Here is a 13396-nt window from a genome sequence, read left to right on the forward strand (position 1 = left end):
GAGCGCCCGGTGAACATTTCTCCGAGCGAAGTTCACCCCGTGGACACCTGCCCTTAATCGACCATCGAACCGTTCGGGTACGGGCCCTTCGGAATTACCGAAGGGCGGGGATCGGCTCCCATCCCCTACGGATCCGCGCTGGGGTACCGTCGGCACCTTCACTTCGCGGGCGCGCTCCACACGAACCGGGGGGAAGGTGTTCACCCGTGCGTCGCCCGGCGCTCATCTTGATCGAATTGGCTTTGCTCGGCGTGTCCTGGTCTGGATACCGGGGCGATCGAATGCGATCGGGAGGCGGCATGGGGGCCGAATTCATCGGGCTCACCCAGGGCGGGGCCCTGGGGCAGGGCGGCGACCAGCTCAGCGCCGAGGCGCGGAACCTGCTCGCCCAGGTGCAAACGCTGGGCGCGGACATGGAGCGGGCCGGGGAGGCGATCCAGGGAGCGGGGCTGTCCTCGCTGAACGGGGCGATCGGCGAGCTGATGACCCGCTGCGGGGAGCTGATCCGCTGGTGCGACCAGAACGGCGTCAAGCTCGTCACCGCCAACAACGACGTCGGCCAGACCGTCACGCAGACGGTCGACGACTTCAGCGCGGCCAAGGGCCAGTTCACCTCGCTCGAGCGTCCCATCACGGCCTGAGAGGACATCGCATGGGCAACAACGGAGGCTTCGAGGTCTACGGCAACTCCGGCAAGCTGACCGGGCTGGCCGGAGACCAGGCCCACCACCTGGGCCGGCTGCGCGCGCTGCTGACCGCGATCGACGGGCAGGCCCGCACGACGCTGAGCCAGTGGGAGGGCGCGGGCAACGAGAGCGCGACCCGGCTGTTCAACGAGTACGAGCAGCACTTCAACCAGGTGAACGCCGCGTTCCAGAGGCTGGTCACCACCACCGAGAGCGCCGGGACCCAGTACGGCGCGCTGGCCCGGCGGCTGGACGGGATGTTCTGAGCGATCCGCCGTCCGCCTTCCAGGCGACGCCGTCGGCCGAGCGGTACGTCCTGCAGGCCGACGCGCTGCGCCGCCGCCAGCTGAACGGCGCGCTGCTGTACGGGTCGGGCCGCAGCTGGCGCCGCCGCCAGCGGATCTGGCCCGCCGTGGTGGCCGGGGTGGTCGTCGTGTCCGTCGTCATCGGCGCGCTCACCCTGGCCGCCGCGTTCCAGCGGCAGCAGGAGCTGAACCGGGAGCAGCAACTGCGCGACGGGGTCGCCGCCTTGTCCCGGCCGTCCGGGTAGCGAGAGAGAGAACGTGTCAGTGCGGCAGCAAGGGACCGGGGTGCCGGTCCGGGCGCGGATCGGCGGCTGGGCCACCGCCACGGTGATCACCCTGGCGCTGCTGGCCAGCCTGCTCGGCGGCGGCCGGATCGGGCACGCCACCGCGGCCTCGGACGGCAGCGCCTGGCTGTGGAGCCGGCCCGGCGGGACGGTGAGCAAGGTCAGCGCGCAGACCGGGCAGGTCGAGCGCACCCTCCAGGTCCCCGGATCGGGCGGTCACCGGGTGCGGGTCACGCAGAACGACCGGCACCTGCTGATCCACGACCTGGACACCGGCCGGGTGTCGTCGCTGGACCTCAGCGCCCTGGGGCTGTCCGGGCAGGCCGACGTCGGCCTGCGCGGCGACCCGCACCTGGCGATGGGGAACGGCGCCGCCGCCGTGATCGAACGGACCGGCGGGGAGGTCCGCGCCGTCGACCCGGCCACGCTGCGGCCGACCGGGGCGGTGCTGCGGCTGCCGGGGCCTCTGGTCGGCGGCGCGTTCGACGGCTCCGGCGTGCTGTGGGTGGCGCTGCCGCAGCAGGGCACCGTCACCGGGTTGAAGATCACCGAGCGGGGTCCGAAGGCGGTCCGCACCGTCGAGGTCGCCGAACCGGGCCGGGACCTGGCGGTCACCGTCCTGGACCAGGGCGCCCTGGTGGCCGACCGCGGCGGCCGGGACCTGGTGGTGGCGAGCGGCGAGGCGACCCGCCGGCTGACCGCGCCGGTGGCCCTGGCGGGCGCGATCATGCCGGAGCGCACCCATGGCGCGCTGGCCGCGGTGACCGTGCCCGCCGCCGGGGCCGTGGTCACCGTCGCGGACGTGCGCAAGGGCGGTCCGATCCGCTCGTTCCGGTTGAGCGACCCCGTGCAGGAGCCCGCGGTGCCGTTCTCGGGCAAGGTGTACGTGCCCGTGCGGGAGACCGGCCAGGTGCGGGTGCACGACCCGTCCGGGCCGCAGACGGGCGTGCTGACGATGCCGTCCGGGCGCGGCGACATCGAGCTCCAGGTGCGTGAGGGCAGCCTGTTCGTCAACGCGCCGGGCGGCAGGGACGCGCAGGTCGTGGGCTCGGACGGCCAGGCCCGTCCGGTCGGCAAGGACGGGCTCGGCACCGGGCCGGGCGGCGACGGTCCCGGTGTCACGCGGCCCGGGGCGCCACCGCCGCAGGTGGCGGCGCCGCCCGCGGTGCCGAACTTCCCCGAGCCGGTGGACACGCGGAGGCCCGTCGTCGATCTGCGCCCGCGCGTCCCGGAGGACGAGCCGTCCTCCAGACCGTCGGCAGAGCCCGAGGAGCGGCCGTCGCCCAAGCCGTCCGGGGAGCCGAGCCCGAAGGCCGCGCCGCGGGAGCGGTCCGCTTCGCCGTCGCCGGAGGGGAAGCCGTCCACGGAGCGGCCTCGCTCGTCGACGCCGACGAACCCGAATCCGGCACCGCCGCCTCCCCCTCCGCCTCCGCCGCCTCCGGCGACCAACCCGTACACGCCGCAGCAGGTCTGCGGCAGCGGCTACAAGGTGCAGCGGTCCTCGTCGTTCGCGGGCGGGCACGTCTACCAGCTCTACAGCGCCGCCACCAAGAACAACTGCGCGGTCGCCATGAAGACCTCCAGCATCGGCACGGCGACCCCGGCGTGGGTTCGGCTGGAGAGCCAGCGGGGCGCGAAGGTCGTCTCCGACAGCGGTTCCTTCAAGTACTACGCCGGGCCGGTGTACGTGAACGCGCCCGGCGACTGCGTCCGGTACTCGGGCGGCGCGAACGGCGGCAGCGCCTCCGCGGGCTGGGCCAACTGTGGCTGATCCGCTCCGACGCGCACGATCGAGAGGAGAAGGGTGAGCGCCCCCACGGCCGTGTCCCCCACCCCGGCAGGCACCGTGACCGAGGAGGAGGCGGTGCTGGCGGCCGACGCCTTCGACCGGATGGCGGCGGCCATCGAGTCGGCGGCCCGCTGCGCGCCCGCGACGGTGCGGCTGGTCCTGACGGCGTTCGCGACCGGCGGGCACGTCCTGCTGGAGGACCTGCCGGGCATGGGCAAGACGACCCTGGCACGGGCTCTGGCGGCGGTCACCGGCGGCACGTCCCGGCGCGTCCAGTGCACGCCCGACCTGCTGCCGTCCGACATCACCGGGGTGACGATCTTCAACGAGCGCAGCCGGGAGTTCGAGTTCCACCCCGGCCCGGTCTTCGCCAACGTCGTCATCGTGGACGAGGTCAACCGGACCTCGCCCAAGACGCAGTCGGCGCTGCTGGAGGTGATGCAGGAGGAGCAGGTCACCGTGGACGGCACGGCGCATCCGGTGCCCCGTCCCTTCCTGGTGGTGGCGACGCAGAACCCGGTCGAGATGGAGGGCACCTTCCCGCTCCCCGAGGCGCAGCTCGACCGGTTCCTGATGCGGCTGTCGCTCGGCTACCCGGGCGAGGAGGCCGAGCTGTCGCTGATGCGCGGTTCGTCCCTGACCGCCCCCGGCGACCTGAGTCCGGTGCTGGACGGCGAGCAGGCGTCGCGGCTGGGGCTGATCGCAGGCCGGGTCACGTTCGCCGAGCCGGTCTACGAGTACGTGCTGCGGCTCGCCCAGCGCACCCGCCGCCATCCGAGGCTGCGCGCCGGGGTCTCGATGCGGGCGACCATCGCGCTGTGCCGCGTCGCGCGGATGCACGCCCTGGCCGACGGCCGCCCGTTCGTCACGCCCGACGACGTCAAGGCGCTGGTGACTCCTGTGTGGGGGCACCGGCTGGTGCCGCTGTCGGGCCTGGCCACCGCCGACGAGGCCGCCGAGCTGCTGGACGGCGTACTGGGCGAGGTCCCGGCTCCGGGCCCGCACGAGAACCCGCGCTAGCGGTGGCCGCCGGGTCGCCCCGCCCCACCGCCCGCGGCTGGGGGCTGCTCGCCGCCGGCGCCGGCCTGTGCGGCGGCGGTCTCGGGTTCGGGTATCTGGCGCCGGCCGTCCTGGGGGCGCTGGCCCTTCCCGCCGTCGCGGCGGGGCTGCTGCTGGCCGGCCGGTCCCGTCCGGTGGACGTGCGGCGGCGGTGCCCGGCCGTGCGCGCCCGGGCGGGCGAACCCGTGACGATCACCTTGGCGCTGGACCGCCCGCGGCCGTCCGAGGTGGTCGAGCGGGTGGCGGGGCCCGACGGCGAGGCGGTGATCTCGCTGGGGACGGCCCGCGCCCGGATGCGGTACGAGGTGGCGGCCGGGCGGCGCGGGGTCGTGAAGGCGGGCCCGCTGCGCCTCGTCCGGACCGATCCGCTGGGGCTGGCGCGGACGTCCTGCCCCGCCGACGACGTGCCGGTCCGGGTGCTGGTCCATCCGCGTCACCATCCGCTCGCCGCCGTGCCCGCGGGCGGCACGGGCGGGCGGGACACCTCGACGGCGGCGACCCGGGCGAGCGAGGGGGCCTTCGCGGGGTTGCGCGATCACGCGCCGGGCGACGACGTCCGCCAGGTGCACTGGCGGACCTCGGCGCGCCGGGGGCGGCTGGTGGTGCGCGAGCAGGCCGACGCCGTCCAGGCGGGCGTGACCGTGCTGGTGGACGACCGTCACGGCCCCGCCGAGCTGGACGAGCTGGCCGAGGTCGCGGCCTCGATCGTGGAGCACCACCCCGCCGTCCCGGTCGAGCTGCGGCTGGCCTCCGGCGCCCTGTCGCCCGCGACGGCGAGCCGGACCGCGCACCTGGACCTGCTGGCGGAGGCCGGGGCCCTGCCCGGCGCCGACTTCGCGGCGGCGTGCGGGCGGCTGCGCACCGGGTCGGGCCGGGTGGTCGTGCTGCTCCCGGGCGCGGCGGAGGAGGACGTACCTACCGCGCTCGCGGCCCTGACCGGGCGCACGGCGCTCTCGCTGGTGGGCGTGCTCGGAACGGCGAGCGGCGTGGAGCCCCCGCGTGGCGTGAGACTCCTGGAAGCGCCCGACGCGGCGGCGTTCACCGAACGCTGGAACCGGACGCGGTGGTGGGCGCGATGAGCCGCGTCCGCGCCCTGGTGGAGGCGCTCGCGATCGTGGCGGCCTCCGGCGCCGCGGTCCCGCTGCTGGCGGCCGGTTACGACAGCCCGCGACCGGTGGGGGCGGTGCTGCTCGCCGCCGCCGTGACCGCGGTCGCGGTGACCGCCGGGACGTATCGGGCGCTGCCGAGGTTCGGTCCCGCCGTCGCGCTTCCGGCCGGGCTGCCCGTGGCGTTCGCCGGGCTGGTCGCGCTGGCCGCCTTCCGGCCGGGGCCGGTGCGGGAGCCGGTGCCCGGCGCGCTGGACGCCGTCCTGCATTCGGGCGCCCGGATCCTCACCACCGCCTCCCAGGCACCGATGACCGTGGACCTGGTCGCGTTCCCGCTGCTGGCGGTGTGGCTGGCGGGCGCGACCGGCACGGCGCTGCGCCGAGACGGACGCGGTCTGCCCGCGCTGCTGCCGGGAACGCTGCTGCTGGCGGGAGCGGCGGCGCTCAACCCGGACGCGGACGGCCCCGGCTACTGGTCGGCGGCGCTGCTCGCCCTCGCCGGGGTGGTGCTGCTCGTCTTGTCGCCGCCGGAGCGTTCCTCCGCCACGGCGGCGGGGATCACGGTCCGGGTGCTCGCGGACGGCCCCAAGCCCGCCCCCGGCGGGTTCCGGACGCGCCGTGGTGCAGCGGGGGCTGCGCTGGCCTGCGCGGTGGTCGCTCCCGTGCTCGCCGTGGTCGTGGCGGCGCCCGGCGTCCTGAACGCTTGGCCGGTACGGGCGGCCGACCCGCGCACCGTCGTGGACTCCCCGGAGGAGCCGCGCGAGGTGCGCAATCCGCTGGCGTACCTGTCGGCGTGGGCGGCCGATCCGGACCGTCCCCTCATGACGGTGCGGGGGCCGCGCACCAGCCTTCGGTGGGTGGCGCTCGCGGAGTTCACCGGGCCGACCTGGCTGCCGGACAGTTCGTACCGGCCGTCGGGGCCTTCGGTGCCGTCCGCCAAGGTGCGGCCGCCGCGTGCGACGCGCACGTCGGTGGAGGTCTCTGTCGGAGACCTGCCCGGTGACTGGGTGCCCGTCCCTGGGACGCCCACCCGCATCGACGGGCTCGACTTCGGCTACGACGAGGTCTCCGGCACGGCCCTGTCCTCGGCCGGCCCCATGACGGGCAGGACGTACCGCGCGGCGGGTTCCGTCCCCGACTGGTCTGGCGGTGAAGCCTCTCGGGCGACGCCCGCGCTCGGTCCCGGTTTCGAGCGGTACGTGCGGCTGCCGCAGGGCGCGCCCGCGCGGCTGGCCGACATCGCCCGCAAGGCCGCCGGGGACGGCACCCCGCACCAGCGCGCCTCCCGCCTGGCCGAATACCTCCGCGAGAGCTACACCTTCGGGTCCGCGGCACGCGGCGGGCACGGCTACGCCGACCTGAACGAGTTCCTCGTGGAGCCGGGACGCAAGGGCGGCGGCGGGACGTCCGAGCAGTTCGCCAGCGCGTTCGCGGTCCTGGCGAGGGCCGCCGGGCTGCCGAGCCGGATCATGGTCGGGTTCGGGCCGGGCACCGGGGGCGACGGCGGGCGCGTGGTCCGCACCGGGGACGCCGTGGCCTGGGGAGAGATCTACTACGAGGGTCTCGGGTGGGTGTCGTACGACCACAACCCGCGCGTGCGCTCGGCGGCGGCCGCCCGTCCAGGGGGCGATGAGGGCGCTTCCGGCGGGACGGGCCCGCGCGGCGGCGTGCAGACCCTGACACCGCCTCGTGCTGCGGCGACCGGCACCCGTCCGGGATCGTCCGTGTGGCCGGTCGTGGGAGGCGCCGCCGCAGCCGTTCTTGCGCTGTACCTCGTCGTCGTACCGTTGCTGCGGTGGCGGCGGCTCCGGCGGATGCGCCGGGTGAAAGGCCACGCTCGGCAGGCCCTGACCGCCTGGACGGAAGTGCTGGTCGCGATGCGTCTCGCCGGTGTCCCGGCCTCAGCCGCCGCGACCGCCTCCGAGGTGGCGGGCCACCTTGAGCGCTCCCTTCCGGGCACGGACGCGCCACGGCTCAGGCGGATGGCCGGGATCGTGAACGCGGCGGGCTTCGGCGGCCCGGTCACGGCGGCCGACGCCTCGTTCGCGGTCGCGTCGGCGCGTTCTCTGATCGGCGCGCTGCGCAGATCGCTGCCGTGGTGGCGGCGGGCGTCGTGGTGGTGGGACCCGCGCCCGCTGCGGTGGCCGGCTCAGCCCCGCTTGACCCGGCGGGTGCAGACGGGCTCGGCGTGGGCCACGCGGTCGACGTCCACGACCGCGACCACGGTCAGGCAGTAGTCCACGCTCGGATTCAGCGCGGTGACCACGACCTTCTCCGTCCCGGCCGGGGCGCTCGCCAGCGTGGACGCCGGACGGCCCTCAGGGCCGCCCACCACGTAGTGGGCCGCCCTGCCCCCGCTGCGGTCCTCCCAGGACACCTCGATCGACACCCGGCCGTCGACGATCCGCACCCGTCCGGGCAGGTACTCCTTGGCCGGACGGACCGCGGTCGGCGTGGAGGTCGGCACCGACGGCGCCGCCCGGGGCGGCTCCTCGGCCGTCCGCCCGCCGGAAAGCAGGCCGGTCACGCCGATCCCGGCCCCCACGACCGCGAGCGCGACCACCGCCGCGACCACCGGGCCGACGCGGCGGCGCGGACGTGACGGCCCTCCTAGCGGCCCTCGCCTGCGTTCGGTCGCTTCCGGCGCGGGCTCGGCCGCGCGGTGGCCGTCGTCGCCGCCGATGCCGTCCTCGCCCCACGACCAGCCGGGAAGCCGGTCCCAGTCACGGGACGGCCCCGGAGGCGGTGGCACCGGGCGCGGCGGTTCGGCGGGCGCCGGGAGTTCGCCCAGGCCGTCGGCCAGCGTCCGGACGAACGCCGCCGCCGACGGGAAGCGGTCGCCGGGTTCGGGCGCCGTCGCGGTGCCCAGCGCGCTCACCAGCCAGCCGGGCACGTCGTCGCGAGGCAGCGGCGGCACCGGCTGGTTCAGGGCGCTCTTCCGGATCGTCCACAGGTCGTCGCCCGTGTAGGGCGGACGCCCGGCCAGCAGCGTCCACAGGGCCGCGCCGAGGCCGTACACGTCGGCCGCCGCCGTAAGCCGCTGCCGCCGCAGCGCTTCCGGGGCGGCGTGCGCGGCGTCGACGCGGTCCAGGTCGACCGGGTCCAGCACTCCGAGGGCGGAATGGGCGGCGAGCCCGCGCAGAGTCGCCGCGCCCGTCAGCAGCGGGCCGTCGACGCCCCGGAGGATGTTGCCCGGATGCACATCGCCGTGGACGAGCCCTTCGTCGTGAAGGGCCTGCAACGCCCTTCCGGCCGCGGCGGCCACCTCGACCGCCTGCCGGACGGGCATGGGTCCCCCGCCCGAGTAGGTGGTCCCGTCATGGTGCGGCAGCGTCACGTACCGGCGCCCGGTCGTGGTCATGCCGGTGCCGAGCACCGTGAGGGCGCGCTCGTCGCGGGACGCGCGGCCGAGCGCGTCGAGGTCGTCCTGCGGGATCTGCCCGCCGTCGCGCTGCACCCGCACCGTGACCGCGTCCCCGGACTCCTCGTGGACGGCCCGGTAGGTGACCGCGCCCGCGCTGCGGCGGATCACCGACAGCTCGCGGTACCCGGGCAAAAGGCTCGGTGCGTCCCCGTCGCCGGACATGGCGGCGCCCTCCCCTTGGTACCGCTCGGCAGGCCACCGTCCAGTGTGCAGGCGCGGCCGGAGCCGCACGAGACGCCGGGCGGCACGAACGTGATCATTCGGCCTTCCGTCACCGTCCGGGCGACGGACGTCCACCGCGCGTTCACCGTCAGCGGACGTGCGCGCCGCGGTTCGCCGGGATGGCGGGAAGGCTCGGGCCGTCCGCGACGGGCCTGCCCGCCGGGCGGACGGTGGCCAGGAGGACCACCGCGGCGATCAGCTGGACGCCCATGACGATGGCCTGCGTGACGGGCGCCTGGACGCTCAGCAGGACCATCGTCAGGTTGGTCGCGAAGTGCACCGCGACCGCGGCGAGGACACCGGCGCGCTCGTAGGCGTAGCAGACCAGCATGGCCATCGGGACGGCGCTGACGGCGAAGAGCACGCCGCTGGGGCTCGTCACGCCCAGCTGGTTCTGGACGGTCCCGTCGATGAAGAACAGCGGCATGTGCCACACGGCCCAGATGACGCCCAGGATCAGGCTGACCTGGAAGCGGTTCAGCGAGGCGCGCATCCTCGGGTAGGCGGTGCCGCGCCAGCCCGGCTCCTCGGCCAGCGGGCCGGCGACCAGGATGTTGACGAGGAACGCCACGGGGCCGCCCGGGTAGGTCGTCATCACGTCCTTCGCGTCCTCCAGGCTCGGCGCGGGGCCGCCCGCCGCGTGCGCCACGAACGCGGCCCCCAGGACGAGCGCCGAGGCCAGCGCCAGCAGCAGCGGCGTCCAGCCCAGGGCCGCCGGCCGGAACCGGACCGCGTGTTCGGGGACGGGCTCGCCGCGGCGGGCGCGGCGGATCCGGATCACCAGGGCGGCGATCAGAGGGCCGAAGGCGCCGAACACGTGGAACGCGAGCGTGGGAGGCTTGGTCGAGGATCCGCCGATCCCGATCGCCACGGCCCAGGACGCCCAGCTCAGGGCGAAGGCGATGGCCATGAACAGGACCAGGTCGTTCCGGTACCGGCCGGGGGCGGCGGGGCGTGCGTGTGAAGCGGTCATGGGTTCCCTCTGTCGGTGTCCACTGTCTTGCGTGCGTGCAGGCGGGGGTCAGGAAGAGGTCGTTCTCTCCTCGGCGGGCCTCTCCCCGGGAGTCGCGTCCAGTCGGCGGGTGAGCCAGGTGGCGATGAGCGCCAGGAGGTCGGGGTCGACCGGGCCGCGCAGGAGGCGGCGGTAGGAGCGCACGGTGTGGTGCCCCGGGTCGTGGCGCAGCACGTGGGTGAGGCCGGGGACGCGATGGATCTCGGTCGGGCCGGGCACCAGCCGCTGGATCTCGTCCAGGTCCGCGGGATCGATCTGGACGTCCTTGTCGCCCGTGACGGCCAGGACGGGAGCCCGGATGGCGGTGAGATCGTCGCGGGTGTCGTGGACGAGCATCTCGCGCATCCAGCGGGCGTTGACCGGGAGCCCCGCCACGCGCGCCACGTCCGTCCGGGTCTCCTTGAGCCGGGCGAGGACCCGGCCGCCCAATGCCCGCAGCGGCCGCCGCAGGAGGCGGACGGGGGCGGGCATGCCCTGGAGGATCGAGCGGGCCTGCCAGCGGAAGGCGTCCTCGCCCAGGCGGGCGTATCCGGCCAGCAGCACCACCGCCCGCACGTCGTGGCGCGCGCCGAGGGCCATGGCGTGCAGGGCGCCTTCGCTGTGGCCGATGACGCCGACGGCGTCGGCACGGACGGCGGGGTGCCCGGCCAGGGCGCGCAGGGCGGCGGCGGCGTCCTCGCGGTTGTCGGTGAAGCCGGTGGCCTGCCACCGGCCGGGCGTGGCGCCCGCGCCGCGCCGGTCGTAGCGCAGCGTGGCGATGCCCTTCTCCGCGAGGGCGGCGGCCAGCGGGGGGCCGAGGTTCGCGGGGAGCTTGGGGGTGTTGCCGTCGCGGTCCAGGGGCCCTGAGCCGTGCAGGAGCAGGACGGCGGGGTGCGGACCGGGGCCCGCCGGCAGGGTCAGGGTGCCGGCCAGTCGGGTCCCGTCGTCGGCGGTGACCGTCATGTCGGTGTCGGGCAAGACGTCGCCTCTCGTTTTGTTCTCAACTCTGAGAACGTTATCAGGCATGAGATCATGAAGTCATGGCGACCGCGAACCTGCTCCTCCACCCCGTCCGGCTGCGCATCCTGCAGACCCTCGTCGGCGCCGACGAGATGACCACCGCCCAGCTGCGCGAACGGCTGCCCGACATCCCCCCGGCCACCATGTACCGGCACATCGCCACCCTCACCCAGGCCGGCATCCTGGAAGTGGTCCGCGAACGACCCGTCCGCGGCACCGTCGAACGCAGCTACCGCGTCCGCCAGGACGAGGCCCTCGTCGACGCCGACGCCCGCGCCACCATGACCAAGGAGGACCACCGGCAGGCGTTCGCCGTGTTCACCGGGGCCCTGATGGCCGACTTCGACCGCTACCTCTCCCGCGACGACGCCGAACCCGCCCGCGAAGGCGTCCTCTACCGGCAGGGCGCGGTATGGGTGACCGCCGACGAGTTCGCCGCGCTGGTCGAAGAGATCGAGGCCGCCGTCGCCCGCCGCACCCGGACCACCCCCGGCGACGGCCGCACCCGCCACCTCCTCAGCCTCGTCTTCGTCCCCGACAAACCCGACGTCGAGAGCCCCCCGGGCGACGAACCTTGAACGCCCGGTTGCCTTACGCTGCATGGGTGATCGTGTCGGGGGAGACCGGGCGAGTGCTGGTGGTGGACGACGATCCCACCGTCGCCGAGGTCGTCGCCCGCTACCTGGTGCGCGACGGTCATCGGGTCGAGTGCGTGGCCGACGGGCGCGATGCTCTGCGGCGGGCTCTGGAGGACCCGCCCGACCTGGTCGTCCTCGACCTCATGCTGCCCGGTCTGAACGGTCTCGAGGTGTGCCGCAGGCTCCGTGAGACCTCCTCGGTGCCGGTCGTGATGCTGACCGCGCTCGGTGAGGAGACCGACCGGCTGGTCGGTCTGGAGACCGGCGCCGACGACTACGTCACCAAGCCGTTCAGTCCCCGGGAGCTGGCCCTCCGGGTGCGGTCGGTGCTGCGCCGGGCCCGCGGCCTGGTGGTCCCCGCCGGTACCGGGGTGCTGCGCGACGGCGACCTCAGGGTGGACGCGCTGGCGCACGGGGCCGAGCTGCGGGGCGCCCCGCTGAGCCTGACCGCCCGCGAGTTCGACCTGCTGGCGTTCCTGATGCGCCACCCGCGGCGGGTGTTCACCCGGGACGAGCTGCTGGAGCGGGTGTGGGGCTGGTCGTTCGGCGACACCGCCACGGTCACCGTCCACACCCGGCGGCTGCGGGAGAAGATCGAGGACGACCCGACCGCGCCGCGGCGGATCGTCACCGTCTGGGGCGTCGGCTACCGCTACGAGCCCGCCGGCGCAGGGGAGGCGCCGCCGTGATCCCCCTGTCCGACCTGCTGCAGGTGGTCTGGTACGCGGCCGTCGCGGCGCTGGGCGTCGCCGCGGCCGGGCTGGCGCTCCTCCACCTGCTGCGCGGCCGGTCCATCGCCGTCCAGCTCGGCCTGGTCGGCGTCGCGACGGTGCTGGCGACCGTCTCCGGCATCGTCGTGATCACGTTCATGATGGTGCTGAACGACCACGACCAGTCGGTGGTGCTCGCCGTCGTCGCCGCCTCCGGCGCGGTCGCCGCCGGGGTGTCGGTGCTGCTGGGCCGCCGCCTGGTCGCCGCCAACCGCGTCCTGGTCGCGGCCGTGCGCGCCGATCCGTACCGGGTGCCGGGCGCCCGCCTGCCCGCCGAGCTGGCCGAGCTGGCGCGCGAACTGGACGACGCCTACCGGCGGCTGGCCGAGGCCCGCGCCCGTGAACGGGCGCTCGAGTCCAGCCGCCGCGACCTCGTCGCCTGGGTCAGCCACGACCTGCGCACGCCCCTGGCCGGGCTGCGGGCGATGGCCGAGGCGCTGGAGGACGGCGTCGTGGCCGACACCGAGACCGTGGCGCGCTACCACGGCCGCATCCGCGTGGAGGCCGACCGCCTGTCGGAGATGGTGGACGACCTGTTCGAGCTCTCGCGCATCCACGCCGGGGCGCTGCGGTTGTCGCGGCGGCGGGTCGGGCTTCAGGACCTGGTCGCCGAGGTCGTCACGGGCACCGAGGCGCTGGCGAAGGCCAAGGGCGTCCGGCTGCGCGGCGAGGTCCGGCGCCGCACCCCCGTCGAGGTGGACGCGGGTGAGATGGAACGGGCGCTGCGCAACCTGATCGTGAACGCGATCCGGCACACCCCCGAGGACGGCACCGTCGAGATCACCGGCGAGGTGGACGAGGGCATGGCGTGCGTGAGCGTCGCCGACGGGTGCGGCGGCATCCCCGAGACCGACCTGCCCCGGGTGTTCGACGTGGCGTTCCGCGGCGAGAGCGCCCGCACCCCGGGCGGCGGCGCGGGCCTCGGCCTGGCCATCGCGCGCGGCATCGTGGAGGCGCACTCCGGGCAGATCGGCGTGGCCAACGCGGGTCCCGGCTGCCGCTTCGTCGTGCGCCTCCCGCTGGCCCCCTGACGGCGGCGGGCCCGGCCGTCTCCGTCCCTCGGGTCAAATCGTCGGCGGCAAATCTTACGAGGTTCGTACGG

The 13396-nt window shown here is 75.3% G+C and carries 12 protein-coding genes; 9 read left to right on the plus strand and 3 right to left on the minus strand.

The features are described from left to right. The first annotated feature begins 299 nt into the window (after positions 1–299). The 6 genes from ACZ466_RS16840 to ACZ466_RS16865 all read left to right on the plus strand — a co-directional run bounded on the left by ACZ466_RS16840 (position 300) and on the right by ACZ466_RS16865 (position 7466). Positions 300–641 (plus strand): hypothetical protein, encoded by a 342-nt coding sequence (locus tag ACZ466_RS16840; protein WP_378289346.1) that lies wholly within the window; start codon positions 300–302, stop codon positions 639–641. A gap of 11 nt (positions 642–652) precedes the next feature. Then, entirely contained in the window at positions 653–952 is a 300-nt protein-coding gene (locus ACZ466_RS16845; protein WP_378289344.1) for a WXG100 family type VII secretion target, read from the plus strand. 303 nt (positions 953–1255) lie between these two features. Continuing rightward, positions 1256–3046 (plus strand): YncE family protein, encoded by a 1791-nt coding sequence (locus ACZ466_RS16850; RefSeq protein WP_378289342.1) that lies wholly within the window; start codon positions 1256–1258, stop codon positions 3044–3046. Between the two features lie 33 nt (positions 3047–3079). Then, entirely contained in the window at positions 3080–4084 is a 1005-nt protein-coding gene (locus tag ACZ466_RS16855) for an AAA family ATPase (protein ID WP_378289340.1), read from the plus strand. 2 nt (positions 4085–4086) lie between these two features. After that, the gene (locus ACZ466_RS16860) at positions 4087–5202 is read left to right on the plus strand and encodes a DUF58 domain-containing protein (protein WP_378289338.1); all 1116 of its coding nucleotides are present in this window, start codon (positions 4087–4089) and stop codon (positions 5200–5202) included. Continuing rightward, positions 5199–7466: a transglutaminase TgpA family protein gene (locus ACZ466_RS16865; RefSeq protein WP_378289336.1), complete on the plus strand. Its 2268-nt coding sequence runs from the start codon at positions 5199–5201 to the stop codon at positions 7464–7466. The genes ACZ466_RS16860 and ACZ466_RS16865 overlap by 4 nt, the downstream gene beginning before the upstream one ends. Here ACZ466_RS16865 and ACZ466_RS16870 read toward each other — a convergent pair. The 3 genes from ACZ466_RS16870 to ACZ466_RS16880 all read right to left on the minus strand — a co-directional run bounded on the left by ACZ466_RS16870 (position 7379) and on the right by ACZ466_RS16880 (position 10844). Further along, positions 7379–8815 carry a serine/threonine protein kinase gene (locus tag ACZ466_RS16870; protein WP_378289334.1) on the minus strand — a complete coding sequence of 479 codons (1437 nt, stop codon included), beginning with the start codon at positions 8813–8815 and terminating at the stop codon, positions 7379–7381. The genes ACZ466_RS16865 and ACZ466_RS16870 overlap by 88 nt on opposite strands. Positions 8816–8963: 148 nt before the next feature. Then, positions 8964–9848, minus strand: coding sequence for a CPBP family intramembrane glutamic endopeptidase (locus ACZ466_RS16875; RefSeq protein ID WP_378289332.1), 885 nt, complete (start codon positions 9846–9848; stop codon positions 8964–8966). A 48-nt stretch (positions 9849–9896) separates the two neighbouring features. Then, entirely contained in the window at positions 9897–10844 is a 948-nt protein-coding gene (locus ACZ466_RS16880; protein ID WP_378289330.1) for an alpha/beta hydrolase, read from the minus strand. A 62-nt stretch (positions 10845–10906) separates the two neighbouring features. Here ACZ466_RS16880 and ACZ466_RS16885 point away from each other — a divergent pair, with 62 nt between their 5' ends. The 3 genes from ACZ466_RS16885 to ACZ466_RS16895 are packed head-to-tail and all read left to right on the plus strand — an operon-like array spanning position 10907 to position 13325. After that, positions 10907–11464, plus strand: coding sequence for a helix-turn-helix domain-containing protein (locus ACZ466_RS16885; protein WP_378289328.1), 558 nt, complete (start codon positions 10907–10909; stop codon positions 11462–11464). A gap of 26 nt (positions 11465–11490) precedes the next feature. Further along, positions 11491–12213, plus strand: a complete 723-nt coding sequence (locus ACZ466_RS16890; protein WP_464043868.1) for a response regulator transcription factor — start codon at positions 11491–11493, stop codon at positions 12211–12213. Next, positions 12210–13325 carry a sensor histidine kinase gene (locus ACZ466_RS16895; protein WP_378289326.1) on the plus strand — a complete coding sequence of 372 codons (1116 nt, stop codon included), beginning with the start codon at positions 12210–12212 and terminating at the stop codon, positions 13323–13325. Before ACZ466_RS16890 ends, ACZ466_RS16895 begins: the two co-directional genes overlap by 4 nt. Positions 13326–13396 lie beyond the last annotated feature (71 nt).

It is taken from the genome of Actinomadura rugatobispora (assembly GCF_055379765.1).

Excerpts from the sequence above, each read along its gene's own strand:
- ACZ466_RS16875 (WP_378289332.1), bottom strand. The coding sequence starts at position 9,848 with ATGACCGCTTCACACGCACGCCCCGCCGCCCCCGGCCGGTACCGGAAC.
- ACZ466_RS16885 (WP_378289328.1), top strand. The coding sequence starts at position 10,907 with ATGGCGACCGCGAACCTGCTCCTCCACCCCGTCCGGCTGCGCATCCTG.
- ACZ466_RS16845 (WP_378289344.1), top strand. The coding sequence starts at position 653 with ATGGGCAACAACGGAGGCTTCGAGGTCTACGGCAACTCCGGCAAGCTG.
- ACZ466_RS16870 (WP_378289334.1), bottom strand. The coding sequence starts at position 8,815 with ATGTCCGGCGACGGGGACGCACCGAGCCTTTTGCCCGGGTACCGCGAG.
- ACZ466_RS16840 (WP_378289346.1), top strand. The coding sequence starts at position 300 with ATGGGGGCCGAATTCATCGGGCTCACCCAGGGCGGGGCCCTGGGGCAG.
- ACZ466_RS16865 (WP_378289336.1), top strand. The coding sequence starts at position 5,199 with ATGAGCCGCGTCCGCGCCCTGGTGGAGGCGCTCGCGATCGTGGCGGCC.